Source organism: Nonomuraea helvata (assembly GCF_039535785.1).
GTDB classification, from domain to species: Bacteria; Actinomycetota; Actinomycetes; order Streptosporangiales; family Streptosporangiaceae; genus Nonomuraea; species Nonomuraea helvata.
This window is the reverse complement of the sequence record NZ_BAAAXV010000001.1, coordinates 2706637-2731363: the sequence shown is the minus strand read 5'-3', so window position 1 is coordinate 2731363 and position 24727 is coordinate 2706637. Positions and strand designations below refer to the sequence as shown.

At 68.5% G+C, this 24727-nt stretch carries 27 protein-coding genes; 13 read left to right on the top strand and 14 right to left on the bottom strand.

All coding sequences use genetic code 11. The annotated features are described in order from the left end of the window. Nucleotides 1-117: 117 nt before the first annotated feature. Nucleotides 118-693 (top strand): dihydrofolate reductase family protein, encoded by a 576-nt coding sequence (locus ABD830_RS12635; protein ID WP_344986866.1) that lies wholly within the window; start codon nt 118-120, stop codon nt 691-693. Nucleotides 694-908: 215 nt separating this feature from the next. Here the strand turns inward: ABD830_RS12635 and ABD830_RS12630 are convergent, their stop codons facing one another. The 3 genes from ABD830_RS12630 to ABD830_RS12620 all read right to left on the bottom strand — a co-directional run bounded on the left by ABD830_RS12630 (nt 909) and on the right by ABD830_RS12620 (nt 2437). Then, complete coding sequence (locus ABD830_RS12630) at nt 909-1160, bottom strand: hypothetical protein (protein WP_344986865.1); 252 nt, start codon at nt 1158-1160, stop codon at nt 909-911. Further along, on the bottom strand, nt 1157-1498 hold the full coding sequence (locus ABD830_RS12625; protein WP_344986864.1) for a hypothetical protein: 342 nt from the start codon (nt 1496-1498) through the stop codon (nt 1157-1159). Before ABD830_RS12625 ends, ABD830_RS12630 begins: the two co-directional genes overlap by 4 nt. An 84-nt stretch (nt 1499-1582) precedes the next feature. Beyond that, a complete protein-coding gene (locus ABD830_RS12620) occupies nt 1583-2437 on the bottom strand; it encodes a helix-turn-helix domain-containing protein (protein WP_344986863.1) in 855 nt (284 codons plus the stop codon). Between the two features lie 214 nt (nt 2438-2651). Between ABD830_RS12620 and ABD830_RS12615 the strand changes: the two genes are divergently transcribed. Together ABD830_RS12615 and ABD830_RS12610 are read left to right on the top strand one after the other, a co-directional pair. After that, the gene (locus ABD830_RS12615; RefSeq protein ID WP_344986862.1) at nt 2652-3086 is read left to right on the top strand and encodes a MarR family winged helix-turn-helix transcriptional regulator; all 435 of its coding nucleotides are present in this window, start codon (nt 2652-2654) and stop codon (nt 3084-3086) included. Then, entirely contained in the window at nt 3083-3517 is a 435-nt protein-coding gene (locus ABD830_RS12610) for a hypothetical protein (RefSeq protein WP_344986861.1), read from the top strand. Before ABD830_RS12615 ends, ABD830_RS12610 begins: the two co-directional genes overlap by 4 nt. A 159-nt stretch (nt 3518-3676) precedes the next feature. Here the strand turns inward: ABD830_RS12610 and ABD830_RS12605 are convergent, their stop codons facing one another. From ABD830_RS12605 to ABD830_RS12590, 4 genes are all read right to left on the bottom strand, one after another. Beyond that, nucleotides 3677-4447 (bottom strand): ABC transporter ATP-binding protein, encoded by a 771-nt coding sequence (locus ABD830_RS12605; RefSeq protein ID WP_344986860.1) that lies wholly within the window; start codon nt 4445-4447, stop codon nt 3677-3679. A gap of 61 nt (nt 4448-4508) precedes the next feature. Beyond that, a complete protein-coding gene (locus ABD830_RS12600) occupies nt 4509-5300 on the bottom strand; it encodes an ABC transporter permease (RefSeq protein ID WP_344986859.1) in 792 nt (263 codons plus the stop codon). Between the two features lie 11 nt (nt 5301-5311). Then, a complete protein-coding gene (locus ABD830_RS12595; protein WP_344986858.1) occupies nt 5312-6127 on the bottom strand; it encodes an ABC transporter permease in 816 nt (271 codons plus the stop codon). After that, nucleotides 6124-7122, bottom strand: coding sequence for an ABC transporter substrate-binding protein (locus ABD830_RS12590; protein ID WP_344986857.1), 999 nt, complete (start codon nt 7120-7122; stop codon nt 6124-6126). The genes ABD830_RS12595 and ABD830_RS12590 overlap by 4 nt, the downstream gene beginning before the upstream one ends. Nucleotides 7123-7742: 620 nt before the next feature. Here ABD830_RS12590 and ABD830_RS12585 point away from each other — a divergent pair. From ABD830_RS12585 to ABD830_RS12560, 6 genes are all read left to right on the top strand, one after another. Further along, complete coding sequence (locus ABD830_RS12585) at nt 7743-10490, top strand: nitrate- and nitrite sensing domain-containing protein (RefSeq protein ID WP_344986856.1); 2748 nt, start codon at nt 7743-7745, stop codon at nt 10488-10490. Next, nucleotides 10487-10909, top strand: coding sequence for a roadblock/LC7 domain-containing protein (locus ABD830_RS12580; protein WP_020546542.1), 423 nt, complete (start codon nt 10487-10489; stop codon nt 10907-10909). The genes ABD830_RS12585 and ABD830_RS12580 overlap by 4 nt, the downstream gene beginning before the upstream one ends. Before the next feature lie 50 nt (nt 10910-10959). Continuing rightward, nucleotides 10960-11328, top strand: coding sequence for a DUF742 domain-containing protein (locus ABD830_RS12575; RefSeq protein ID WP_185078676.1), 369 nt, complete (start codon nt 10960-10962; stop codon nt 11326-11328). Further along, on the top strand, nt 11309-11896 hold the full coding sequence (locus ABD830_RS12570) for a GTP-binding protein (RefSeq protein ID WP_344986855.1): 588 nt from the start codon (nt 11309-11311) through the stop codon (nt 11894-11896). Before ABD830_RS12575 ends, ABD830_RS12570 begins: the two co-directional genes overlap by 20 nt. Before the next feature lie 105 nt (nt 11897-12001). Beyond that, nucleotides 12002-13366, top strand: coding sequence for an aldehyde dehydrogenase family protein (locus ABD830_RS12565; RefSeq protein ID WP_344986853.1), 1365 nt, complete (start codon nt 12002-12004; stop codon nt 13364-13366). 6 nt (nt 13367-13372) lie between these two features. Beyond that, a complete protein-coding gene (locus ABD830_RS12560) occupies nt 13373-13816 on the top strand; it encodes a DUF3598 family protein (RefSeq protein WP_344986852.1) in 444 nt (147 codons plus the stop codon). A gap of 1 nt (nt 13817) precedes the next feature. Here the strand turns inward: ABD830_RS12560 and ABD830_RS12555 are convergent, their stop codons facing one another. From ABD830_RS12555 to ABD830_RS12525, 7 genes are read right to left on the bottom strand one after another with little or no spacing between them, the layout of a single operon-like run. Beyond that, complete coding sequence (locus ABD830_RS12555) at nt 13818-14648, bottom strand: ABC transporter permease (protein ID WP_344986851.1); 831 nt, start codon at nt 14646-14648, stop codon at nt 13818-13820. Then, on the bottom strand, nt 14645-15424 hold the full coding sequence (locus tag ABD830_RS12550; protein WP_344986850.1) for an ABC transporter permease: 780 nt from the start codon (nt 15422-15424) through the stop codon (nt 14645-14647). The genes ABD830_RS12555 and ABD830_RS12550 overlap by 4 nt, the downstream gene beginning before the upstream one ends. Further along, nucleotides 15421-16404 (bottom strand): ABC transporter substrate-binding protein, encoded by a 984-nt coding sequence (locus tag ABD830_RS12545; RefSeq protein ID WP_344986849.1) that lies wholly within the window; start codon nt 16402-16404, stop codon nt 15421-15423. The genes ABD830_RS12550 and ABD830_RS12545 overlap by 4 nt, the downstream gene beginning before the upstream one ends. A 51-nt stretch (nt 16405-16455) precedes the next feature. Further along, on the bottom strand, nt 16456-17460 hold the full coding sequence (locus ABD830_RS12540) for a methyltransferase (RefSeq protein ID WP_344986848.1): 1005 nt from the start codon (nt 17458-17460) through the stop codon (nt 16456-16458). A 15-nt stretch (nt 17461-17475) separates the two neighbouring features. Next, entirely contained in the window at nt 17476-18255 is a 780-nt protein-coding gene (locus tag ABD830_RS12535; RefSeq protein WP_344986847.1) for an ABC transporter permease, read from the bottom strand. Then, nucleotides 18252-19025 carry an ABC transporter permease gene (locus ABD830_RS12530; RefSeq protein ID WP_344986846.1) on the bottom strand — a complete coding sequence of 258 codons (774 nt, stop codon included), beginning with the start codon at nt 19023-19025 and terminating at the stop codon, nt 18252-18254. Before ABD830_RS12530 ends, ABD830_RS12535 begins: the two co-directional genes overlap by 4 nt. Beyond that, nucleotides 19025-20011 carry an ABC transporter substrate-binding protein gene (locus ABD830_RS12525; protein ID WP_344986845.1) on the bottom strand — a complete coding sequence of 329 codons (987 nt, stop codon included), beginning with the start codon at nt 20009-20011 and terminating at the stop codon, nt 19025-19027. The genes ABD830_RS12530 and ABD830_RS12525 overlap by 1 nt, the downstream gene beginning before the upstream one ends. Nucleotides 20012-20482: 471 nt before the next feature. Here ABD830_RS12525 and ABD830_RS12520 point away from each other — a divergent pair, with 471 nt between their 5' ends. From ABD830_RS12520 to ABD830_RS12505, 4 genes are read left to right on the top strand one after another with little or no spacing between them, the layout of a single operon-like run. Further along, nucleotides 20483-23251 carry a sensor histidine kinase gene (locus tag ABD830_RS12520; protein ID WP_344986844.1) on the top strand — a complete coding sequence of 923 codons (2769 nt, stop codon included), beginning with the start codon at nt 20483-20485 and terminating at the stop codon, nt 23249-23251. Further along, nucleotides 23248-23670, top strand: coding sequence for a roadblock/LC7 domain-containing protein (locus ABD830_RS12515; RefSeq protein ID WP_344986843.1), 423 nt, complete (start codon nt 23248-23250; stop codon nt 23668-23670). The genes ABD830_RS12520 and ABD830_RS12515 overlap by 4 nt, the downstream gene beginning before the upstream one ends. A gap of 5 nt (nt 23671-23675) precedes the next feature. Continuing rightward, entirely contained in the window at nt 23676-24146 is a 471-nt protein-coding gene (locus tag ABD830_RS12510) for a DUF742 domain-containing protein (protein ID WP_344986842.1), read from the top strand. Between the two features lie 7 nt (nt 24147-24153). Beyond that, on the top strand, nt 24154-24714 hold the full coding sequence (locus tag ABD830_RS12505) for a GTP-binding protein (protein ID WP_344986840.1): 561 nt from the start codon (nt 24154-24156) through the stop codon (nt 24712-24714). Nucleotides 24715-24727: the final 13 nt, after the last annotated feature.

Sequence of the window (24727 nt, the reverse complement as noted above, 5' to 3'; positions counted from 1 at the left end):
CGAGCCCGAAAAGTTCTGAAAAGAAATCCGGCAGGCGTGTCGGATCGGGGCGGTGGTCTTCGTAGCAGGGGTGAGGCCGCCGCAAGGCGGGCGACCGACTTCCCGCAAGGAGACACCATGACCGCCACGTACACCTTCGACATCTTCTCCACGCTCGACGGCTTCGCCAACCACGACGGCGACTGGGGCGGTTACTGGGGCAAGCAGGGCCCCGAATTCCTCGCCTATCGCGCCGCCGCCTACCGCGACCCGCTGCGCATGGTGCTCGGGGCCAAGACCTACTCCTCGAACGCGCCGTTCCTTGACGCGGGCTTCGACCGCAGCCTGTTCGACGGGTGGATCACGCGCATGTTCGACTCCCCGGTCACGGTGCTCTCCAGCGGGCTGACCGAGCCGCTCGAGTGGCCGGGCACGACCATCGAGTCCGGCGATCCTGTGGAAGTGGTCACGCGCCTCAAGGCCGAATCCGATGTGCCGCTGCGCTCCCACGGCAGCCTGACGCTCAACCGGGCGCTGCTGAACGCCGGCCTGATCGACGCCATCGAGGTGACGGTCTTCCCCGTGATCTCCGGGAAGACCGGCGTGGACCGGATCTTCGACGGTGTGGACGACTTCGACCTCGAGCTGCTCGAGGCCCGGACCTTCGACGGCCACACGCAGGTGCTGACCTATCGGCCGACCCGACACGGTTGACCGGCGCCGGGGCGTCGTTCAGCCCGTGCGGGGTTGGCTCTCTCGTCACTGACGATGGTCGTGGCCGCACGTTGATCTCTTGACCGCGCTGCCATCTCTACCTCAGCCACTGACGCCCGAAGAACCTATGAGCGAGACCGCTTAGTTGCTGATTGTCGGCAAGACGACGGCTGAGGGGTGGGATAGGCCGTGGAACACTTCGTGATCCGCGACTGTCAGCTCGCATCTCCGCTGGCGATCAGCTTCCAGAGACCAAGTACGCGGATCCGTGCCATGCCACGACCAGTCTCCATGACCGTCGGCTGGCCATTGTCATTCCACTTCGTCCGCCGGATCAGGTACGAGCCGCCTTCTATGCACTGCTCGTACTCGACATCACCATGGGTGACGAATTCTTTGATCCTTGGTCGCGTCCCTCGTGAGTTGTAGGGGCTCCACTCAAGGCTGGTCGTGCCCGGCGTGGTCATAGCTCGACGGGAGTGTGTCGAAGAGGGTGGGGGTACTTTGTCGGCCCATCGATTCTGCCCAGACTGCGGGACCACCGCGGGAGCTTCTTGATCGCCACATCGAACGCGACTACCTCGCCCCAACCTCCGTCAGCGAGCCCCTCGATCAACCACGTCCAGGCGAACATGAGGTCGGTCGTAAGGATCGATCCGGAGACCTCTTCAGGCTTGATCGGGTTGATGTGAGCCTGCACGAGATACACGTTCGTCGCGTTCTTCGGAACGAAGATCAGCATGCCGTTGATCTCGACCGCCACCTTGTCCGGGGCGGGTAGCTGACGGCTGGTCAAGGCGTCCATGCCAGGAAGGTACGAACACCGGTTTTCGAGGGTCCACGATGTTGCTTGATGTTTCTCGTGGACCCTCGCAACAATCCCTTTTGATCAGGTCTGTCCGGCCCATTCCTGCCGTGCTGATGCGAAGAGGGCGCGCGCTTCGTCGCCGTAGACGGCCGACTCGGACAGCGCCTGGAACGCCTTCTCGTACAGCGCGACGTCGCCGGGAGCCTTGACCCGGACCTGACCGGGGACCGTGTCCACGCGAACCTGTTCGGTGTCGTAGATCCAGAAGTTCTCCGGCGGCCAGATGCTGGTGTCGGGTCGCCAGATGACCACGCCGAGGCTGACGTTGGCGCGTCGCGTCAGTTCGGCGAGCTTGTCCATCTGCTCCGCCATGTCGGCCGGCGCGCAGTATGGCGTGTGAAGCGCCTGCTCGCCGATCAGGAGCGCGAACCGGCGCGCGCCGGTCGTCATGACCTCCTGTTGCTTCATGCGTGCCTCGACGGCGGTGTCTACGTCGTCCGGAATTCCCCGGAAGCCGACGATCTTCGACAGGTGGCCGCGCGCGTATGCCGCCGTTTGGACGAGTCCGGGGATCGCGCTGTGCTGGAAGATCCGGAAGTGGTTGGTCCGCTCGTACAGCGGGAGGAAGGAACGCTGTACCTGGCCGATGCCGGTTTCTTCGAGCCGTCGCCACTGGGTGTAGAAGGCGTTCACGTTCCGGACGCTAGCCACCAGATCCGTCGTCTGAGACTGGGCATCGCAGACCCGGCACCATTCCCGGACGTCGGCCTCCGTCGGAAGTTGCTTGTTGTTCTCCAGCTTCGAGACTTTGCTGAAGTGCCATCCTGCCTGTTGTGCCAGGTCGCGGCCGGTTATTCCGGCTGCACTCCGGATCTCGCGCAGACGGGCGGCGAGGATTCCTCGTGCTTCGTCTAGGCGTTGCTGAGGGCTGGACATACTCCGACCTCCGTGTTTGCCGTGTGGCCCGGTCTTCAGCCACCATAACCGCGATGTTGCTTTTTGTTCCTTGCCTTGAGGAAACGCCTCTCTGTCTGTCGGCGCTCAACGTAGGCGACAGTGATCAGTGCTGGCGGCCGGAGAACAATTGGCGGGTGGCTGCGGCTGAGATGCCACTTGCAGCAGATGCAACGAAATCGTATAGTCCGATATCGTGAAATCCGAGTCCGTACCACCCGAGTGGTCGGCACTGCTCGCGCTGCAGCGGGCTACCCACGCCACCCTGCAGATGCTCGCGACAGAGCTCGTCGACCTAGACCTGACCGCCTCCGAGATCAATGCGCTGGCCAACCTTGCTGACGGCCACGGGCGAACCGTGTCCGAACTGGGCGCGGCCGTGGGCACCCGCCCCACCACGCTGACCAGCGTGCTGGACCGCCTGGAACGACGCGGCCACATCACCCGCGGCTCCCGCCCGGGAGACCGCCGGGCAGTGCTCATCGAACTCACCTCCTCCGGACGCCAGACCGCCACCACGATCCGACAGGCCGTCACCGACCTGGAGCACCGCGCGCTCCGCAACCTGCCCGCCGACGCGATCGCGGGCCTGCGCGCCGGCCTGGAAGCCCTGACGGAAGTGTCCTCATGACCCCCCACCACGCCGGGACGCAGGCCAACAGCGCCTCCACCTTCGAAGCGTTGATGGCCGAAGTAATGGCGATCGCTGAGCGGTTCGGTCACCGGGAGCATGTCCACCTGACGTGGCTGGCGGTGCGACGGTGTGGCGTGCCAGCAGCGGTCGACCTGGTCAGCGACGGCATCCAGCGCACTGCCCGCTACGCAGGCGCGCCGCAGAAATACCACGCGACCATCAGTCGCGCCTGGGTAGAACTGGTCGGGCACCACGCGGCCGAACTCGGCGAAGGCGACTTCACCGCGTTTGTCGACCACCACCCCGCGCTGCTCGACAAACGCCTGCTAACCCGCTTCTATCGTCCGGCAACGCTGGCTAGCCCACAGGCGAAGACCGGCTGGGTCGAGCCCGACCTTGCCCCGTTCCCCTGGCAGAACGGCGACTGACGGCACCCCGAGAGGAATAGGCGCGGTGGCTGTGACGGGGCAATGGCCGCACGAGACAGATTGGTTAAATGGTCAACACGCTCGCCTGGTCCAGACGGCAGGGCTGGCATCAGCAGGCCCACCACCCAGATGGGCAACGGGTGGGTGAGCCTGGGTCACCTACACCGTGGCGTGGCCGCGGACCAAACGGCCGACCTCGGCGCGCAGGTGGACGAAGTCCGGGTGCTCGCGGGTCGTGATCTGGTCGCGCGGCGCGGGCAGGTCCACCTTGAGGTCACCGACCACGTGGGCAGGGGCCTTGGAGAGGACGACCACGCGGTCGCCCACGTAGACGCTCTCGTCGATGTCGTGCGTGATGAGGACGATCGTCATCTGGTGGTGGCCCCGGACCTTGAGCACCAGGTCCTCGAGGTCCTCGCGGGTCTGGGCGTCCACCGAGCCGAACGGCTCGTCCATGAGCATCAGTGTCGGCCGGTACGCCAGCGCCCGCGCGATCGCCACCCGCTGCTGCATGCCCCCGGACAGCTGGAACGGGTATTTACGCCCGGCGTCCGCCAGCCCGACCGACTCCAGGGCCTCGTGGGCGGCCTCGCGGCGCTGGCGCTTGTCCATGTTCTTGCGGCGCAGCGGTAGCGCCACGTTGTCGGCCACCGACATCCACGGGAACAGCGAACGGCTGTAGTCCTGGAAGACCACGGCCAGGTTGTCCGGGGTCTGGCGGACCACGTTGCCCTCGACCTTGACCTGCCCGCCCGTCGGCGTGATCAGCCCGGCGATCGAACGCAGCAGTGTCGACTTGCCGCATCCGGAAGGCCCGACGATGCACAGCAGCTCGCCCTCGGCGACACTGAGGTTGAGGCCCTCGATGGCGCGGTGCTCGTTGGGGCTACCGCCGCCGTACACATGGGAGAGGTTGTCTATCTCGAGCAATGGATTTCCTCGGGGGGCGAGACCATGGACAACGCGAACATGAATCTAGGCGATCGTACTCTCATTCGCCGGTCAGTTGCTGGGCTGCGTGGTGCCAGGCGAGAACGCGCCGCTCCACGGCCAGGAACAGCTCGTTGAGCACATAGCCCAGTACTCCGAGCAGCACGATCCCGCCCCACATGAGAGGCAGGTCGAACATCTGGTACGCGGACGTGAGCTGAAACCCGATGCCGTTGTCGGTGCCGGGCAGCAGTTCGGAGAAGACCATGACGATCAGCGAAAGGGAAAGGGCCAGCCGCAGCCCCGCGAACATCTTGGGCAGCGCCGACGGCAGGATCACCCGGTACAGCCGCTCGGCCCTGGAAAGCCGGAACGCCTGGCTGGTCTGCAGGTGCAGCGGCTCGACCGAGCGGGCGCCGTCGGCGGTGTTGAGCAGCACCGGCCACACGATGCTGAACGTCATGAACGCCAGCTGCATCTTCAGCCCGAACCCGAACACCACCAGGAAGATCGTGATCAGCAGGGGCGGCGGGATGGCCCGCAGGAACTGCAGCACTCCGTCGAGATAGTCGTACGCCCTCGCGGACAGCCCCACGGCCAGCCCGAGCACGACCCCTGCCAGCGAGCCTCCCACGAACCCGGCGGCCATCCGGCCCAGGCTCGGCAGGATGTTCTCGAGTGCCGCGTCGGTCAGGAACAGCCTCCCCGGCGGCCCCGAGAACCACGCCGCGTGCATCCTGACCACGATCGTGCTGGGCGGCGGGAAGAACGTGTTGCCCGCGGCCCGCGTGGCCACCTCCCAGGCCACGATCAGCACGACCAGGACCAGCGACCGGAACGTCGCCGTACGCATGCCCCTGGTCCTCATCCGGCATCCCCCAACCGCGCGTGGTGCCAGCGGAACGCCCGCCGCTCGGCGGCCACCAGCACCGCGTTCACCAGCACTCCGAACAGCCCTACCCACAGGGCCGTGGCCAGGATGTCGGTCATCCGCGCGGGCACGGCGATAGAGGCGAAGAAGGTGAACACGCCGATGCCCTCGCCCCGCCCGGCCAGGAGTTCGATGATGACGGTCAGGATGAGCGCCACCCCCGCGGCCAGCCGGAACCCGGTGGCGATGAAGGGCGCCGACGACGGCAGCGAGACGCGCATCAGCACCGCCGGAGGTCCGAAGCCGTACGATCGCAGAGACTCCTTGGCCAGGGGATCGACGCCGCGCAGGCCGTACATCGTGTTGTAGAGGATCGGCCACAGCGACGCGTAGACCACCAGCGTGACGCGCAGCTGCAGCCCCGTGCCGATCATGAGGGAGACCAGCGGGATCAGCGCCACCGACGGGATCGGCCGCAGGAACTCCACGACCGTGCGGGTGGCGGCGTCGATGATCGGCACGCTGCCGAGCACCAGGCCGAGCGGGATCGCGATCACCGTCGCGAGGCCGAGGCCGGCGCCCCACGAGAGCAGGGTGGTCAGGGCGTGCGCGTGAAAGGCCGGATCGGACATCAGCGTCACCGCCCGTCCGAGGATCTCCGTGGCGGGCGGCAGATACTGCGGGTCCACCAGCTCCGTACGACTGAGCAGCTCGATCAGCGCGGCGAAGGCGAGGGCCCCGGCCGCCCGGCGACGCCAGCGTGTGGCGGCGGTCGCCGGACGGGCACGGGCCAGGGTCTGAGTGCTCACCCGTTGGTGGTGGGCGACATCAGCGACTTGACGTCGATCGCCTTGGAGAGCCATTTGGCCTCCAGCATCCAGTCGGCCACCCGCTGGAGCCTGACGGGGTTGTCGTTGCTGGAGAAATACGGGAACGTGACGGTGGCCGCGGTGGCCGCGTCGATCTGCGTGAAGTTGGGCAGCACCTTGGCCACCACCTCGCGGTTGTTCTCCATGAGCTTGGCCGCGTTGTGGATGGCCCGCTGGAACGCCGCCGCGGTCTTGGGGTTCTTGTCGTACCACTCCTGCGTGCTGACGTAGCCGGAGATCGGGAACTCGGCGGCGGGACCGGACGCCGGGTCGAGGATCTTGCGGGCGCCCATCGAGGACGTGGCCGCCGTGACCATGGGCTCGCCCAGGTACGCGGCGTCGATCTGGCCGCCCTTCCACGAGGGCATGATGTTCTGGAACGTCACCTGGACGTACTTGATCTTGGCGGGGTCGACGTTGTTGGCCTTGAGCACCTGTGTCAGCGCCAGTTCCTGGAAGTTGTGCAGGACGTTCACGTTGATCGTCTTGCCTTCGAGGTCCTTCGGCGTCTTGATGGGTGAGTTGGGCAGGGCCATGATGCTGAGCGAGTCGGGGGCTGCGCGAGAGCCCTCGGCCAGGATGCGCAGCTTCAGCGCCTGCTTGTCGTGCGCCTGGAACATCGACACGTAGTTGCCGAACATGGCGTCGATCTCGCCCTTGACCAGCATGGGGATGGCCTCCGGCGCGGCCTGGACCACTTGCGGGGTGACCTCCAGCCCTTCCTTCTCGAAGAGCTTCTGGTCGATGGCGACGTAGATGGCGGCACTGTCGATGGCGGGCAGGGTGGCGACCTTGATCTTCGTCTTCTCCAGGCCGCCGGCGGACGCGGACGGTGGCGCGCTCGCGGTCGTGGAACCGCTTGTGCTGCACGCAACGGCGCCGAGTGTCAAAGCTAACCCGATGACGGCGGCCCTGGCGGGACGGCCAAGCCTCATGTCAGGGACTCCCTTCATGGAGCCAGGGGGGGACCGGGTGGCTTCTGCTCCCGGGGGCTGTGTGCCTGACGCACAACAGGGATCGACCGTAACACCAAATCTGCAGTCATTATCGCGAAAATAGCACTTGTAGTTGCAATGTCCGATTGTGGCTCTATCGTGAAAATTGAAGTACGGATGAAACTGATGTTTGTCCGGTTTGGTAAAGGAGGTGTCGGCGGGGTCTTCAGTTACTGATGGGGCATGCTATTCGATCTTTTCCGCGAGTCAAGAGGTGCCTCGCGGAAGGGTTTTGTGCTGCCTCTTTCCCCAGATAGAGGGCTGTTGGACCGATTTCAACGAATTTTCTGGACAATCGGGGATGAACACCTCAAGAGAGCACTGACGGTGGTTGGCCCTGGGCAACCCCTGTGCTCAAATGGCGCATATCTCGACGTACATAATGCCCCACCTGCATTTACCTGCAGAGTCACCGAGAATTCCCCTCCACGGGCGAGAGGTAGCGAAGGCAAGTGAGAACGCAGAGCGCTGAAGCTTCCGCTGACCGCGAGCCGCACGGGCATCAGAAGCGACGGTTGCCCAACCCTCCTTCCCGGAGGTTCGGGCTGGGCAACTGGCACGTGCGATCGCGCCTTGTCGCGCTGATCGTCGTACCCACGGCCGTGGCCGTGGGGCTGGGCGGGTTGAACGTCATCACCTCGCTCAGCGACGCCAGCACCTATCAGACCCTCAGGGAGGTCGCCGAGCTCAGCGAGCAGCTCGGGGCCGTCACCCACGAGCTGGGCTTCGAACGTGACGAGACCGCCCTCTACATCGCCCAGGGCCGGCCGGAGAACCGCGAGGCCCAGCTCCGCACCACGTACAGCGGCGTGAACGGCCTCATCGACGAGGCCAAGCGGCGGGCGGCGCTGCTCACGGACACCCACGCGGACGCCGTACGGCCGGTGCTGCGGCGCCTGGATGAGATCCAGACGCTGCGCGACACGGCGGTCAAGGGGAAGATCCAGCCCCTCCCGATGATCCAGAAGTACTCCCAGATCATCTCCGCCCTGCTGCAGTTCCACGACCAGGTCGGCCAGGTCGCGGTGGACGACGAGGTCTCGCACAGCGCCAGCTCGATGGCCGCCATCGCGCGGGCCAAGGAGGAGGCCTCCAAGCAGCGCGGCGTCCTGGCCAGCGCCCTGGACAAGAAGGGCTTCGACAGCGGCGAGCTCGACGCGCTCACCGACGCCAAGTCGCGCGAGGAGAGCGAGGAGACGCTGTTCGCGACCCTGGCCAACCTCGACCAGCTCGAGCTCTACCGCAACACGGTCGTGGGCAGGGACGTCGACCAGACCGACCTGTTCAGGCTCCGGGCCATGGCGCAGTCCGCCGAGGGCAAGGACCTGAGCATCGGCGTGCGGCCGGACAGGGACGTGAGCACCTGGTTCGACGTGAGCACCGGCAAGATCGACGCGCTGCGCAGCGTGGAGAAGGAGCTCGCCTCCTCCGTCATCCTGCGCGCCCGCGCCCTGGAGGAGGGCGCCAACCGCTCGGCCCTGATCTCCGGCGGCCTCATCCTGCTCCTGCTGCTCGTGGTGGTCGCGATCATCTCGCTCATCGCCCGCTCGCTCATCAGGCCGCTGCGCAAGCTGCGCGGCGAGGCGCTCGACGTCGCGGGCCACCGCCTGCCGGAGACCGTGCGGCAGCTGCGTGAGAACGGCGAGGGCTCGATCGGGCCGGTCATCCCCATCGGCGTGGACACCCACGACGAGATCGGTGAGGTGGCGCGGGCCTTCGACGAGGTGCACCGCGAGGCGGTCCGTCTCGCCGGTGAGGAGTCGAGGCTGCGCAGCAACGTCAACGCGATGTTCGTGAACCTGTCGCGGCGCAGCCAGACGCTGGTGGAGCGGCAGATCACGCTGATCGACGGGTTGGAGCAGGGTGAGCAGGACGAGCAGCGGCTCGGGAACCTGTTCAAGCTGGACCACCTGGCGACGCGTATGCGGCGTAACAGCGAGAACCTGCTGGTGCTCGCGGGTCAGGATCCGCCGCGCCGCTGGAGTCAGCCGGTCAAGCTGGTGGACGTCGCGCGAGCCTCCCTGTCGGAGGTGGAGAACTACGAGCGGGTCGTGCTCCAGGTGCCCGACGGCGTCTCGGTGGCGGGCCAGGCCGTCAACGACGTCATCCACCTGCTCGCCGAGCTGGTCGAGAACGCGCTGTCGTTCTCGCCCCGCGAGACCAGGGTCACGGTCTCCGGCAGCAGGATCGACGGCGGCGGCGTGATGCTGTCGATCACCGACGCCGGGATCGGCATGACACAGGAGGAGCTGGTCCAGGCCAACGAGCGGCTGACGGACGCGCCCACCGTGGACGTGTCGGTGTCGCGGCGGATGGGCCTGTTCGTGGTGGCCAGGCTGGCGCACCGGCACGGCATCCGGGTGCAGTTGCGCCCGCACGCCTCGGGCGGCCTGACCGCGATGGTGCTCATCCCCGAGAACATGCTCGGCTCCCAGGCCCCGACCTTCACCGGCACGCCGTCCCTCTCCGGCAACCAGCCCCCCGCCTTCGCGGGCGCGGTGGCCGGCGGGCCCAGGGACGAGCCGTACTCGGGACCCCATCCCGCTCCCCCGGCGACGGACTGGCCGCAAGCACCGCACCCCGCGCCTCCGGCCACCGACTGGCCGCAGGCCCCGTACCAGCTGGGACCCGGCCACCCGTCGTTCCCGTCGGGCCCGGACGGCAACTGGCCGGCGGCCACCCAGCAGTGGCAGCCGGAGCCCGGAGGGTGGCCGGCGGAGCCCCGCCTCAGCGGCTACGACAGCGCCGATGTCTGGACGCCGCCGCGCGGTCCCGCCTGGAACGGCGACCACGCCCTGCCCCGACGGCCCGCGCCCGAACCGCCGCCGGGCGGCTGGGGCCGCGACACCATGCCGCCGCAACGGCCCGGATTCGAGTTCCAGGAGAGCGACTCCGGCGCCACCGGCCCGATTCCGGCCGTTCCGCCCGCCTCGGCGGGGGACGACTACCTGCCGATCTTCGCCGCGGTGGAGTCCGCCTGGTTCGGCCGTAACAACGGGGCGAACTGGGGCTCGAGCAAGGCGGACGAGGGATGGCGCGCCGCGGAGGCGGTCGTGGAGCCGGTACGTGACAGCCAGACGGCGGCGGGCCTGCCCAAGCGGGTGCCGAAGGCGAACCTGGTGCCCGGCTCCGCCGACTCCTCGGCGGCGCCGAAGGGCGTGACACCGATGCCGGCGGTGTCGCCCGATCGGATCCGCAACCGGCTCTCCAGCTTCCAGCAGGGCTTCCGGGCGGCACGTGACGACATCAGCGAGGGCAGGGCGTTCCCCTCTGGCCCGAAGAACAACGACAGGGAGGAGGGCGCATGAACGATCTGAGCCACGCGGCACGTGGGGTGGACTGGTTGATCACCGACTTCGTCAGTACCGTTCCGGGAGTCGCGCACGCGGTGGTCGTCTCGTCCGACGGGCTGCCGCTGGCGGCTTCGTCGGGTTTCCCGGCTGACCGGGCCGATCAGCTGGCTGCGATCGCGTCGGGTCTGGTAAGCCTGACGCAGGGGGCTGCCAGGGTGTTCGAGGGTGGCGCGGTCAACCAGACGATCGTGGAGATGCAGCGTGGGCTGATGCTGATCATGTCGATCAGCGACGGCTCGTGCCTGGCGGTGCTGGCGGCTCCTGACTGTGACATGGGGCTGGTGGCGTACCAGATGACGCTGATGGTCGATCGCGCCGGTCAGGTGCTGACTCCGGCTGTGCGGGCCGAACTGCGCGCCAGCCAGACCAGGTGATGTAGGTGACAGACCCCAGATGGAACAGCGGCGGTTGGGCGCCCCAGCCTGTGCCCCAGTCCCAGTCGCAGCTGAATCCTGACCCCGCCTCGCCCGTCCGCCCGTACGCCGTGACAGGCGGACGGACGGCGCCGCGGGTCAAGCTGGCGATGGAGGCCCTGGTGTCCTCGGCGACCGCCGAGCATCGGGAGTTCTCGCATATCACGCCGGAGTACCAGGCGATCAGTCAACTGTGCCGGCAGGTCCGGTCCGTGGCAGAGGTGTCGGCCCTGCTGCGGATCCCCCTCGGCGTGGTGCGCGTGCTGATCGCTGACATGGCTGCCGAAGGTCTGGTCCGCGTGCATCAGCCACAGCTGGACGAGGGCAGGCCCGACGTCAATCTGCTCGAAAGGGTGCTCAGTGGACTTCGCAGGCTCTAGCCCCGGCCTCACCTCGACGAAGATCGTGGTGGCTGGAGGTTTCGGGGTGGGCAAGACGACGTTCGTCGGCGCGGTGTCGGAGATCATGCCGTTGACGACGGAGGCCGTGATGACCGACGCCTCCGTGGGGATCGACGACCTGGGCATGACGCCGCTGAAGTCGACCACGACCGTCGCCATGGACTTCGGGCGGGTCTCGCTCGACCGTGACCTGATCCTGTACCTGTTCGGCACGCCCGGACAGCACCGGTTCTGGTTCATGTGGGACGACCTGGTACGGGGCGCCATCGGCGCGGTCGTGCTCGTGGACACGCGCCGTCTCGCCGACAGCTTCCCGGCGATCGACTACTTCGAGGAGGCCCAGCTGCCGTTCGTGGTGGGCGTCAACGGCTGGGACGGACAGTATCCGCACAGCGACGCCGAGGTGCGCGACGCCCTGACGCTGGCCCCGCACATCCCGCTGGTGCGGCTGGACGCCCGCTCCAAGGACTCCGTCAAGGCCGCGCTGATCAATCTGGTCGAGCACGCGCTCTCGGTGCGCATGGCCGTGCCGGGCTGGGGCGGGTGATCCCCCGGTTCGTGAGCGCGTTGACAGCCGCGGCACTCTCCTGATCACAATGGCTCCCGCCGAGCATCGCAGGAGCGTCATGTCCCGTGGCCGCACCACATGAACGTGAGAAACCCGCTCACCGGGCAGACCGACAGGGCGCTCGCCCCTGTCCCGCACGACCGGCTCGCCGCCGTCGCGGCCGGCCTGCGCGAACGGGCCTCGGGCCGACCGGCCGGCGAGGCCCTGTCCAGGTTCGGCGCCGCGCTGGCCGATGACGACGACCTGCTCGCCGCGCTGGTGGCCGACACCGGCAGGGTGGGGGAGTCGGTGCTGGAACGGCAGATCGTCGCAGGTCTCATCGACCGATGGGTACGCCAGGCGCCCGCTCTCCTCGAGCCGCCGGCCGAGTTCCCCGCCTCCCTGCCCGGTGTCTTCGTGGGGGGCGACGCGGTGCCGTACGAGCTGGTGGGGGTGATCAGCCCCTGGAACTTCCCGCTGCTGCTCGGCCTGATCGACGCCGTGCCCGCGCTGGCCGCGGGATGCGCGGTGCTGGTCAAGCCCAGCGAGGTGACGCCCAGGTTCATCGAGCCGCTGATGCGGCTGGTCCCCGACGACCTGCCGCTCGAGGTCGTCGAGGGCGACGGCGAGACGGGCGCGGCACTGGTGGACCTGGTGGACGCCGTCGTGTTCACCGGCAGTGTGGAGACGGGGCGGCTCGTCGCCGGGTCGGCGGCGCGCGCGTTCGTGCCCGCGTTCCTGGAGCTGGGCGGCAAGGACCCGGCGATCGTGCTGGCCGGGGCCGACCTGGAGCGGGCGGCGTCGGCGATCCTGTGGGGCGGCACCGCCAACGCCGGGCAGTCGTGCCAGTCGATCGAGCGCGTCTATGTGGCCAGGGAGGTCCACGACGAGTTCCTCGGGCTGCTCGTGGACAAGGCCACGAGGGTCGGGCTGACCTGCGAGGGCGGCCCCATCGGGCCGATCATCGGCCCGGGCCAGGAGGACGTGATCGCCGCGCATCTGGCCGACGCCGTGGCCAAGGGCGCGACCGTGCACACGGGCGGCGCGATCGAGCGGCACGGCGGCGGCCACTGGTGCCGGCCGACCGTGCTCTCCGGCGTGGACCACGGCATGCTGGTGATGACGGAGGAGACGTTCGGCCCGGTGCTGCCGGTCATGGCCGTGGAGGACGCCGACGAGGCCGTCGCGCTGGCCGACGACTCGGTCTACGGGCTGTCGGCCGCGGTCTTCGCCGCCACGGAGGAGCAGGCCATGGCCGTGGCGGCCCGGCTGCGCGCGGGCGCGATCAGCGTCAACGACGCCTCGCTGACCGCGCTGGTGCACGAGGGCGAGAAGCACTCCTTCCGCCTGTCGGGCCTCGGCGGCTCCCGTATGGGCGCGGCCTCCATCCGCAGGTTCCTGCGCCGCCGGGCCTTCCTGGTCAACCGATCCGACGCCGCCGACCCGTGGTGGCACACGACGAAGGAGTAGCTCAGGATGGGACTTCGCGCGGACATGCCGCTGCTGGCCCGCCACGAGGGCGAGTGGGAGGGGGAGTATCTGCACCTCGACCGCGACGGCACCCTGATCGACCGGCACCGCGTCCGGATGACCTGCGCGATCCTGGACGACGCCGTCTACCACCAGACCAACCGCTACACCTGGGACGACGGGCGCACGGAGGTGCACGAGTTCCCGGGGACGTACCTGGGCGGCGGGCGGTGCGGGTTCGACACCGAGCGGATCAAGGGCGAGTTCTGGGAGCTGGACGCGACCACCATCTACCTCAGCTGGCAGTACAAGGCCGAGGACGAGGACCTGCGGCTACACGAGATGATCGTGCTGAGCGAGGACGGCAAGTCACGCAGCCGCGTCTGGCAGTGGATCAAGGACGGCGTGTGCGTGAAGCGGACCCTGATCGACGAGCGCCGCGTGGGCTGACTCAGCCTCGCGCTCCGCGGTGCCATGACAGCATGGCGCGCTCGAAGCCCAGGAACGCGGCGTTCAGCACGATGCCGAGCACCCCCAGCAGCACGATCCCCGCCCACATGGCCGGGATGTCGAACTGGCTCTGCGCCTCCAGCATGCGGTGCCCGATGCCCTCGCTGCTGCCGACCAGCTCCGAGATGATCATCATGATCAGTGCCAGCGAGACGCTCAGCCGCAGACCGGCGAAGATCTTGGGGGAGGCGCCGGGCAGGATGATGCGGGTGAGCCGCTGCCACGGGCCGAGCCGGTAGACGGTGCCAGTCTCGATGTACTGCCGGTCGACCGTACGGGCGCCGTCCATGGAGTTGATCAGCACGGGCCAGACGACGCCGTACACGATGGAGGCCAGCTGCATCGGGGTGCCGATCTTGAACAGCACCAGGAACACCGGCACCAGCGTGGTGGGCGGCACCGAGCGGCCGAAGTGCAGCAGCGGCTCCACCAGGGCCGACAGCCAGCGGGAGCGGCCGAGCGCGACGCCGATCGCCACCCCGGCCGCGCACGCCGCAGTCCATCCCGCGAACAGCCTGCCCAGGCTGGGCAGCAGGTCGGCCACGGCCTCGTCGGTCAGGAACGCCCGCGTCACCGGCCCCGAGAACCAGAGCTCGTGCAGCCTGGCCACGATCCGCGACGGCGGCGGAAAGTACGCGGCCTCCGCCGAGCGCGCGGCCAGCTCCCAGCACGCCACCGCCACCGGCAGCAGCCAGTACCACACCAGCCGCCTGCCGAGTTTCCGACGGCGGAGCGGCCGCCCTTGGGGGAGAGGAGGAGCCGTGCTGTTCATGCGGTGCCCCCCGTACGCGCACGGTGCCAGCGGAACACGCGCCGCTCGGCGGCGGTGAACAGCAGGTTGGCGGCCAGCCCGATGAGCCCGGCCCACAGGGGAGCCGCCAGCATGCGGTCGAGCCGGTTCGCGCTGCCCGCCAGCGACTGGAACGCGCCGATCCCGCCGTCGCCGGGCGCCAGCAGCTCCACGCTCACCGCGACGATCAGGGTGACCGACACGGCGATCCGGATGCCGGTCGCGATGAACGGCGCCGCGCTCGGCAGGCTCACCCGCAACGCCACGGCGACCGGCCCGAAGCCGAAGCTCCGCAGGGTGTCCTTGGCCAGCGGGTCGACGTCGGTCAGGCCGTACAGCGTGTTGATCAGCACCGGCCACGTGCAGGTGTAGACGACCAGCGCGGTCTTGGCGTCCTGGCTCTGGGCGAACAGGAACATCGCGACGGGGATCAGCGACACCGACGGGATCGGCCGCAGGAACTCCACCAGCGGCCGCACCGACCGCTCCACGAACGGCACCGTCCCGAGCAGCAGCCCAGCGGGCACGGCGACCGCCACGGCGATCGCCAGCCCGCTCGCGCACGCCGCCAGCGTGGCCAGCACGTCGGCCCTGAACTGCGGCTCCAGCGGCAGTTCGGCCGCCGCGGCGAGCACGGCCGACATGTGCGGCACGACGTCGGGGACGAGCCCGATCCGCCCGGCCAGCTCGGCGAGGGCGGCGAAGGCGGCGATCCCGAGCACTCCGAGCGCCGCCCGCCCGAGCCGGTGTTCGATCATCCGCTCACGGGCGCGAACAGCTGCGCCGCATCCACCTTGGACTTGAGGTAGCCGTAGCCTTGCAGCAGGTCGGCCAGCTTCTGGACGCTCGCCTTGTCCGCCTCCATCGAGAACCTGCCGAGCGTCATCGCCGCCGCCGCGTCCGCCGGGATCTGCGTGTACGTCGGCACCACCTCGTCGATCGCCTTCCTGTCGGAGCTGGCGATCTGCTGGGCCTTGGCCAGGGCGCGGTGGAAGGCGGCGGCCGTCTTCGGGTACTTGGCCAGCCAGTCCTCGGTGACGCCCCACCCGTCGATCGGCACGCCGGCCGTCACGCCGCTGGTCGTGTCGATGATCTGCGTCGCGCCGCTCTTCTTGGCCGCGGTCAGGAACGGCTCCACCAGCCAGGCCGCGTCCACCTTGCCCGAGGACAGCGCGGTGAGCTGGTCGGCGAAGGCGACGGGGACGTACTTGACGTCCTCCGGCTTGAGCCCGGCCTCCTGCAGGTGGGCGTTGGTCAGCGTCTGGCCGAGCGCCTTGAGCACGTTGACCGCGATCGTCTTGCCCTTGAGGTCGGCGGGCGCCTTGATCGGCGAGCCCTTGGCCACGACGACGCCGGCGACGTTGGGGGCGGCCTCCTGGCTGTGCTGGAAGAGCTTGAGCTTGGCCGCGCCGGAGTCGTTGATCGTCATCAGCGCCACGTAGCTCGTCATGAACGCGTCCATGCTGCCGTTGAGGATCTTCGGCATGACCGCCTGCGGCGCCTGGATGATCTCCGTCTTGACCGTCAGGCCCTCCGCCTTGAAGAAGCCGCGCTTCTCCGCGATGAACAGGGACGCGGACGACGGGACCGGAACCACGCCGACCAGGAGCTGGGTCTTCTCCAGCCCGCCGGAGGACGCGGCGCCGCCCGTGCCCGTCTGCCCGCTTCCTCCTCCGCCGCACGCGCTGAGTGTCAGCGCGATCGCCATACCCGCGACTACGAACCTGGCCAGTTTCATGCAACCGCCTTTCTTGGTCTTGTCATCAGGTGGGAGACCGGGAGAAGAGGGTCAGCGCGGCCTGGCCTCGATGAGGCTCGCGCCGGAGCCCAGCTCGACGACTTCGGTCAGCGCCAGATCGGCCTGGGAGAGCAGGGCCGCGAACTCGTCGCGGCTGCGCTCGGTGCCGCCGTTGAAAATCGCCAGCATGCGCATGTCGATGTCCTTACCCAGGTGCGGCTCCTCGTCATCAGGAAGCACCGCCTCCAGGATCAGGACGCGGCCGTCGGGGTTCATGGCCTTGCGGACGTTGCGCAGGATCTTGACGCAGTCCTCGTCGTCCCAGTTGTGCAGGACGCTGGCCAGCAGATAGACGTCGCTGCCGGCCGGGACCTCGGCGAAGAAGTCGCCGGCGACGACCTCGGACCGCTCGGCCAGGCTCTCCGCGGCCAGCGTCCGCCTGGCGTGGTCGGCGACGTGCTCCAGGTCGAACAGGATGCCGCGCATCTGCGGGTTGGCGTGCAGCACCGTGGCCAGGATGTGGCCCTTGCCGCCGGCCACGTCCACCATGGTCGCTGTCGGGGGGAAGGCGTACCGCTTGGCCAGGCCCTCGGTCAGCGCGGCGGCCCTGGCCGTCATGTAGTCGTTGAACAGCCGACTCGAAGCCGGATTTTTTGCGAGATGGTCGTACACGTGACCGTACCGCTTGACGAAGGCCGAGCTGCCGTCGCGGACCGTGGCGGGCAGCATGCCTATGGCGTACCAGAAGCTCTCCTCGCCGAGCATGCGGATCGAGGAGCGCACGGAGTCGGGGGCGTCCGAGCGGAGCGCGGTGCCCTTCTCCGTCAGGTCGTACGCGCCCGGCCCCGCGGTGCGGACCAGGCCCATGCTCGCCAGCTCGCGCAGGACCCGGCGCAGCGCGGGGGCGTTGGCGCCGGCGCGCACGGCCAGCTCGGAGGTGTCAAGCGGACCGTGCGCCAGGTGGTCGGCCAGGCCCAGCTCCGCCATGGTGAGCAGGGCCGCGAAACGGGAGATGTCGCCTAAGGCTCCCCAAAGGAGCTCATCGGAATGCGGCATGGGTCCTTCCAGGGGTCACGGATTGCGGGTGGCCTGCCGGTGCCAGACGAGGACACGGCGTTCGGCCAGCACGAACAGGGAGTTCACGACGTAACCGAGGATGCCGAGCAAGGCGATGGTCGCCCACACCGCGGCGCCGTCGAAGCTGCGCTGGGCTGTCAGCAACTGGTAGCCGATGCCGTCGGTGCCGCCGATGAACTCGGTGAGCACCATGAGGATCAACGCCAGTGACAGGCTCAGCCGCAGCCCGGCGAAGATCTTGGGCGAGGCGGCGGGGAGCATGACCACGCGCAGGCGCTGCAGCTTCGACAGGTTGAACACCGTGGCCGTCTCGGTGTAGGTCCGGTCCACTGCCCTGGCGCCCTCGATCGAGTTGAGCAGCGTCGGCCAGATCACGCCGAACACGATCGTGGCCAGCTGCGTGGCCAGCCCGGCCTTGAACAGGGGGAGGAACACCGGCAGCAGCAGCGGGGGAGGCACGGACCGACCCAACTCGATCAGCGGGTCCACGTAGTCGGTCGCCGAGCGCGAGCGCCCGAGGAATATGCCCGCCACCACGCCGATCAGCGCGGCCAGGATCCAGCCGCCGAACATGCGGCCGAGGCTCGGCAGGATGTTGCCGATCGCGTCGTCGGTGAGGAAGACGCGGGTTACCGGGCCGGAGAACCAGAGCTCGTACATGCGGACGACGATGGTCGTGGGCGGCGGGAAGTCGGTGTCGCCGATGGCGCGCCCGAGGAGCTCCCAGACGACCAGCACCGTGGGGACCACCCAGAACCTGGTGAGGGCTTTCACGACTCGGCCACCCCCGTCCGCACGCGGTGCCAGTGGAAGAGGCGTCGCTCGCCGGCCAGCAGGACCACGTTGGCGATCACGCCGATGATGCCGGCCCAGAACGTCGCCGCCAGCATGAGGTCCATCCGGTTGCCGCTGCCCGCGACGTTCACGTAGACGCCGATGCCGGCGACGCCGCCGGCGATCAGCTCGGCGCTGACGGCCAGGACGAGCGCGACCCCGGCGGCGATCCGGATCCCCGTCGCGACGAACGGTGCCGCGCTGGGCAGGCTCACCCTGGCGAGCACGGCCAGGTCGCCGAATCCGAAGCTGCGCAGGGACTCCTTGGCCTGCGGGTCCACGTCGTGCATGCCGTACAGGGTGTTGATCAGGATCGGCCAGATGGAGGCGTACACGATGACCGAGACCTTCATCAGCTCGTCCGCCGGGATCAGCAGGATCGCGAGCGGGATGATGGCCACCGAGGGGATCGGGCGCATGAACTCCAGCACCGGCCTGATGGCCCGTTCCAGCGGCGCCAGCGCCCCGAGCAGCACGCCCAGGGGCACGGCCACCGCGGTGGCGATCAGCAGGCCGAGCGCCCAGTTGGTGAGCGTGGCGCCGACCCCCGCGAGGAAGTCGGGGTCGGCCGGCATGCGCGCGGCCTCGTACAGGATGACCGAAGGAGGGGGAGTGCCCAGGCCTTGCAGCCCGAAGCGGATCACCACCTCCCCGAGAACAAGGAACCCCGCGGCGCCGACGGCGCCGCGGAGCAGTCGGGCACCGGCCATCAGCTCGACGACGGCGCCGCGATGACGGACTTCACGTCGATGGCGCCCTTGAGGTAGCCGTACTCGAGCATGAGGTCGGCCACCTTCTGCAGGCGGTCCGCGTTCAGCTCACTCGGGTACGTGCCCAGCGTGATCACCGACGCCGTCTTGGCGTCGATCTTCGTGTACTTCGGCAGCATGGTCTCGATCTGCTTGCGGTCGCTCGAGGCGAGCTGCTGCGCCTTGGAGATGGCGCGCTGGAACGCGGCCAGCGTCTTCGGGTACTTCGAGGACCACTCCTCGGTGGCCATCCAGCCCGCGATGGGGAAGTTCTCCATCTGACCGGTCATGGTGTCGGCGAGCTTGCGGAAGCCGCTGGCGCTCTGGGTGGCCGTGATGAACGGCTCGGTGAGAAGGCCCGCCTCGCCCTGGCCGCTCTTGATCGCGGCGCCCATCTCGGGGAGCGGCTTCTCGGCGAACTTGACGTCCGTCTCCTTGAGACCGGCCACCTTGAGCTGCGTCGCCACCGCCAGGGTGGAGATGTTGTGCAGGTTGTTGACCAGGACGGTCTTGCCCTTCAGGTCCGCCACCGTCTTGAGCGGGGAGTCCCCTGGGACCATGATGTTGAACGTGTTCGGACCGGCCTGATAGCAGTCCGCGATCAGCTTGATCTTCTTGCCCGTGCTGACGGCCAGGAAGGTCGAGACGTAGTTGGTCATCGAGATGTCCAGCGCGCCGCTCTCGATCTGCGGCAGTGCCGCGGCGCCACCGGTGATGATGACCGGGTTGACCGTCAGTCCCTCTTCCTTGAAGAAGCCCTTCTCGTTGGCGAGGTAGAGGGATACGGCGTCCGGAACAGGGAGAGCGCCGACCTTGATGGTGGTCTTCTCCAAGCCCTTGCTGTCGGCCGAGGAGTCCGCGGGCTTGTCGGACCCACTGCAGCCGGTCAGGGCGAGAGCGACTGCGACGCCGAGAGCAATGGCGTTACAGCGCAGTTTGCGTGTCATCGGGGGGTTCTCCTACCAGGGGAAGCTTTTGGAGATCGGCACGGGATGCCGGGCGTGAAGCGTACCGGAGGGGAGATGGCGGCGGCAGATCCATGCCGCGAATATGAAGTTATCTGCTAAAGATGACTGTAAGACGCCATAGGTGTAAATATTGGCATATAGCATCTTTTGTTACCTTATGTCCGGATTGGTGCGGCGGTTGCGCTCCGTAAACGGGAGCTTGCGACGTGAACAATGTGTGACTTGGAACGGTTGAAACCCTACGAGACGTTGGCTGAAGTATGAGGTTTGTGCTCAAATTGGGCCTCGAACTTGCCTGCGATCACTCGTCCATGTGACGAAGCCGCTGAGACCCCCTAGAAGCAGGCCAATGGCGAGAGGTTGCCATCAGTGACGACAACAACGACCGGCCCAGGTCGTGGCAGGGCTCCGGACCTGCCTGAAGAATCTGTGGGCGGTGAGGCACCAGAGGTGCGGCAGCCCAGGCCGGGTAGCCCGTTCGCGCTGCGCAACTGGCGGGTGCGTACCCGTCTCATCGCCCTCATCGCCGTTCCCACGCTTGTGGGCGTGATCCTGGGCGGGCTGCGCGTCACCACCTCCATCAACAGCGCCCAGCAGTACCAGCAGATCAGCCAGGTGGGCGCGCTGGTGACGCAGCTCGGCGAGCTGTCCAGGGACTTCGGTCTCGAACGTGACCTGGCCGGCCGTTTCGTGGCCTCCAACCGGAGCGCGGCCGACCGGGACCGGCTGAAGAGCCAGCAGGAGATCGTGGACGCCAGCGTCGGCCGCACCCTGGAGGTCGCGAAGACCGCCGAGTCGTCACTGTCCGACACCGGCCGCAGGAACCTGGACCGCATCCGCACCCGCCTCGGCCAGCTCGCCTCGCTGCGCGCCACCGTCGCCGGCTCGCAGCTGCCGCCGCTGCCGACGGTGGAGAAGTACTCCGAGACGATCGCCGACATGCTGCAGCTCTACGAGGAGCTCGGCCAGGGAGCGACCGACGAGGAGCTCATCTCCACGAGCTCCGCGCTCCGTGCCATCGCCCGTACGGAGGAGCAGGCCTCCAGGCAGCGCGCCCTTCTGGCGATCGCGCTGACCAGAGGCTCGTTCGAGGAGCCGGAGTTCAACGCCTTCCTCGACGCCCGCTCCCGGCGTGAGAGCGAGCGGGCCGCGTTCCTCGCCGTTGCCACGCAGGCGCAGCGGCAGATGTTCGACAACACGGTCGCCAGCGTGAAGATCGGCCGCGCCGAGTTCTACATCGCCCGCGCCGTGCTGCTGACGAACAACCACCAGTCCCTGCGCAGGCTGGACAGCTCCACCACGAACGACGTCGACCGCTGGTTCCAGTCCATCAGCGAGACCGTCGACCGCCTCCACCAGGTGCAGAAGTCGCTGGGTGAGCAGGTGGCCACCCGGAGCGCCGACGTCGCGAGCAGCGACAGGCAGCTGGCCGCGGTCAACATCGGCATCGTCGCCGTGCTGCTCGTCCTGGTCCTCGCGATCACCGCCCTGATGGCCAGCTCGCTCGTACGCCCGCTCAGGCGCCTGCGCGGTGACGCGCTGAAGATCGCCGGCCAGACGCTGCCCGACCTCGTCCGCCAGCTCCGCCAGAGCGACGTGCGCCCCGAACAGCTACGGGTGCCACCCATCGAGATCAACACCAAGGACGAGATCGGTGAAGTCGCCCGGGCCTTCGACGAGGTCCACCGCGAGGCGGTCCGTCTCGCCGGTGAGGAGTCGAGGCTCCGTAGCAACGTCAACGCGATGTTCGTGAACCTGTCGCGGCGCAGCCAGACGCTGGTCGAGCGGCAGATCACGCTGATCGACGGACTGGAGCAGGGCGAGCAGGACGAGCAGCGGCTCGGGAACCTGTTCAAGCTGGACCACCTGGCCACGCGTATGCGGCGTAACAGTGAGAACCTGCTGGTGCTCGCGGGTCAGGATCCGCCTCGCCGCTGGAGCCAGCCGGTCAAGCTCGTGGACGTCGCCCGTGCCTCCCTGTCGGAGGTCGAGAACTACGAGCGGGTCGTCCTGGAGGTCCCCGAGGGTGTCTCCATCGCCGGCCAGGCCGTCAACGACGTCATCCACCTGCTCGCGGAGCTGATCGAGAACGCCTTGTCGTTCTCGCCCCGCGAGACCCGCGTGCCGGTCTCCGGCAGCAGGATCGACGGCGGCGGCATCATGCTCTCCATCAGCGACTCCGGCATCGGCATGACGCAGGAGGAGCTCGCCGAGGCCAACCAGCGGCTGATGGAGGCGCCCAGCGTGGACGTCTCCGTCTCCCGCCGCATGGGCCTGTTCGTGGTCGCCAGGCTGGCGCACCGGCACGGCATCCGGGTGCAGCTGCGCCCGCACGGCACGGGCGGCCTGACCGCGATGGTGCTCATCCCCGAGTCGCTGCTGGGGGCCGCGGCCCCGTCGTACGCCGGTTCCACGCCCGCGAACCAGCCGGCCCAGGAGGCGTTCCCCACGCCGCAGCCGGCCTCGGCAAGCCCATGGCCGTCCGGCGGCTACCAGATGGGCCCCGGACATCCGTCGTATCCCAGCAGCGGGCACCCTTCGTATCCGTCGTACCCGTCCTCGGAGCCGGTGCCGAGCGGCGCCTGGCCGTCGGCCCCGCAGTGGCCGGCCGAGTCGCCGAACTGGGCGGCCTCCAACGAGCCCGCCTCGGACGTGTGGGTCTCCTCACGCGCGCCGATGACCGGGGAGACCGCGCTGCCCAAGCGCGGCGCCCTGCCCGACGACCCGCGCCCCTGGTCGCGCGCCGCCGAGAAGGGCCTGCCCCCGCAGCAGCGCTACGACTTCCCCGAGACCGAAGCCGCCGCGACGGGCCCGATCCCCGCGGTGAAGCCGGCCTCGGCCGGGGACGAGTACCTGCCGATCTTCGCCTCGGTCGAATCGGCCTGGTTCGACCACGGCGTCGAGAGCGGCGCGACCTGGGGCTCCGCCAAGGCCGACGCGGGCTGGAGCGCCGCCCAGGCCGTGGTCGAGCCGGTTCGTGATGGCTCGACGGCGGCGGGCCTGCCCAAGCGGGTGCCGAAGGCGAACCTGGTGCCCGGCTCGGCCGACACCGTGTCGGCCCCGAAGGGGGTCGCGCCCACGCCGTCGGTCTCCCCGGAACGGGTACGCAGCCGGCTCTCCAGCTTCCAGCAGGGCTTCCGCGCCGCGCGCGATGACATCAGCGAGGGCAGGACGTACGGGTCCGGCTCCAGGAGTGACAGTAGGGAGGAGGGCGCGTGAACGACCTTAGCCACGCGGCACGCGGGGTGGACTGGTTGATCACCGACTTCGTCAGTACCGTTCCGGGAGTCGCGCACGCGGTGGTCGTCTCGTCCGACGGGCTGCCGCTGGCGGCTTCGTCGGGTTTCCCGGCTGACCGGGCCGATCAGCTGGCCGCGATCGCGTCGGGCCTGGTGAGCCTGACGCACGGCGCCGCCAGGGTGTTCGAGGGCGGCGCGGTCAACCAGACGATCGTGGAGATGCAGCACGGCCTGATGCTCACCATGTCGATCAGTGACGGCTCGTGCCTCGCGGTGCTGGCGTCCCCTGACTGTGACATGGGGCTGGTGGCGTACCAGATGACGCTGATGGTTGATCGCGCCGGTCAGGTGCTGACTCCGGCTGTGCGGGCCGAACTGCGCGCCAGCCAGACCAGGTGATGTAAGTGACAGACCCCAGATGGAACAGCGGCGGCTGGGACTCCCATAACAGCGGTGCATGGGACTCCCAGAACAGTGGGAGCTGGCAGCCTCCGCCGCCGAGCTGGCAGCCTCCTCCCACACCGCCTCCCAGCGCTGACCCCGCCTCGCCGGTACGGCCCTATGCCGTCACCGGCGGGCGTACCGCGCCCAAGGTCAAGCTGGCCATGGAGGCGCTGGTGTCCTCGGCGACCGCCGAGCACCGGGAGTTCTCGCACATCACCCCCGAGTACAAAGCGATCAGCCAGCTTTGCCTGCAGGTCAGGTCGGTGGCCGAGGTCTCGGCGCTGCTGCGGATCCCGCTCGGTGTGGTGCGTGTTCTGATCGCGGATATGGCGGCGGAAGGCCTGGTTCGGGTGCATCAGCCGCAGCTGGATGCGGGTAGACCGGACGTCAACCTGCTGGAAAGGGTGCTCAGTGGACTTCGCAGGCTCTAGCCCCGGTTTGACCTCGACGAAGATCGTGGTCGCCGGCGGATTCGGGGTGGGCAAGACGACGTTCGTCGGCGCGGTGTCGGAGATCATGCCGTTGACGACGGAGGCCGTCATGACCGACGCCTCCAAGGGCATCGACGACCTGGGCATGACGCCGCTGAAGTCGACCACGACCGTCGCCATGGACTTCGGCCGGGTCTCGCTCGACCGTGACCTGATCCTCTATCTGTTCGGCACGCCCGGACAGCACCGGTTCTGGTTCATGTGGGACGACCTGGTCCGCGGTGCGATCGGCGCGGTCGTGCTCGTGGACACCCGGCGTCTGGCGGACAGCTTCCCGGCGATCGACTACTTCGAGGAGGCCCAGCTGCCGTTCATCGTGGGGGTGAACGGATGGGACGGCGTCTACGGGCACAGCGACGCCGAGGTGCGCGACGCGCTCACTCTGGCGCCGCACATCCCGATGGTGCGCCTCGACGCCCGCTCCAAGGACTCGGTCAAGAGCGCGCTGATCAACCTGGTCGAGCACGCTCTCACAGTCCGCATGGCCGTGCCAGGCTGGAGCGGCTAACGGAGCGGATAGG

Bases quoted from the DNA above. Each gene is read 5' to 3' on its own strand.
- ABD830_RS12590 (WP_344986857.1), bottom strand. From the start codon at position 7,122: ATGAGGCTTGGCCGTCCCGCCAGGGCCGCCGTCATCGGGTTAGCTTTG.
- ABD830_RS12610 (WP_344986861.1), top strand. From the start codon at position 3,083: ATGACCCCCCACCACGCCGGGACGCAGGCCAACAGCGCCTCCACCTTC.
- ABD830_RS12620 (WP_344986863.1), bottom strand. From the start codon at position 2,437: ATGTCCAGCCCTCAGCAACGCCTAGACGAAGCACGAGGAATCCTCGCC.
- ABD830_RS12545 (WP_344986849.1), bottom strand. From the start codon at position 16,404: ATGAAACTGGCCAGGTTCGTAGTCGCGGGTATGGCGATCGCGCTGACA.
- ABD830_RS12630 (WP_344986865.1), bottom strand. From the start codon at position 1,160: ATGACCACGCCGGGCACGACCAGCCTTGAGTGGAGCCCCTACAACTCA.
- ABD830_RS12540 (WP_344986848.1), bottom strand. From the start codon at position 17,460: ATGCCGCATTCCGATGAGCTCCTTTGGGGAGCCTTAGGCGACATCTCC.
- ABD830_RS12530 (WP_344986846.1), bottom strand. From the start codon at position 19,025: ATGGCCGGTGCCCGACTGCTCCGCGGCGCCGTCGGCGCCGCGGGGTTC.
- ABD830_RS12635 (WP_344986866.1), top strand. From the start codon at position 118: ATGACCGCCACGTACACCTTCGACATCTTCTCCACGCTCGACGGCTTC.
- ABD830_RS12625 (WP_344986864.1), bottom strand. From the start codon at position 1,498: ATGGACGCCTTGACCAGCCGTCAGCTACCCGCCCCGGACAAGGTGGCG.
- ABD830_RS12600 (WP_344986859.1), bottom strand. From the start codon at position 5,300: ATGCGTACGGCGACGTTCCGGTCGCTGGTCCTGGTCGTGCTGATCGTG.
- ABD830_RS12525 (WP_344986845.1), bottom strand. From the start codon at position 20,011: ATGACACGCAAACTGCGCTGTAACGCCATTGCTCTCGGCGTCGCAGTC.
- ABD830_RS12580 (WP_020546542.1), top strand. From the start codon at position 10,487: ATGAACGATCTGAGCCACGCGGCACGTGGGGTGGACTGGTTGATCACC.
- ABD830_RS12555 (WP_344986851.1), bottom strand. From the start codon at position 14,648: ATGAACAGCACGGCTCCTCCTCTCCCCCAAGGGCGGCCGCTCCGCCGT.
- ABD830_RS12550 (WP_344986850.1), bottom strand. From the start codon at position 15,424: ATGATCGAACACCGGCTCGGGCGGGCGGCGCTCGGAGTGCTCGGGATC.
- ABD830_RS12560 (WP_344986852.1), top strand. From the start codon at position 13,373: ATGGGACTTCGCGCGGACATGCCGCTGCTGGCCCGCCACGAGGGCGAG.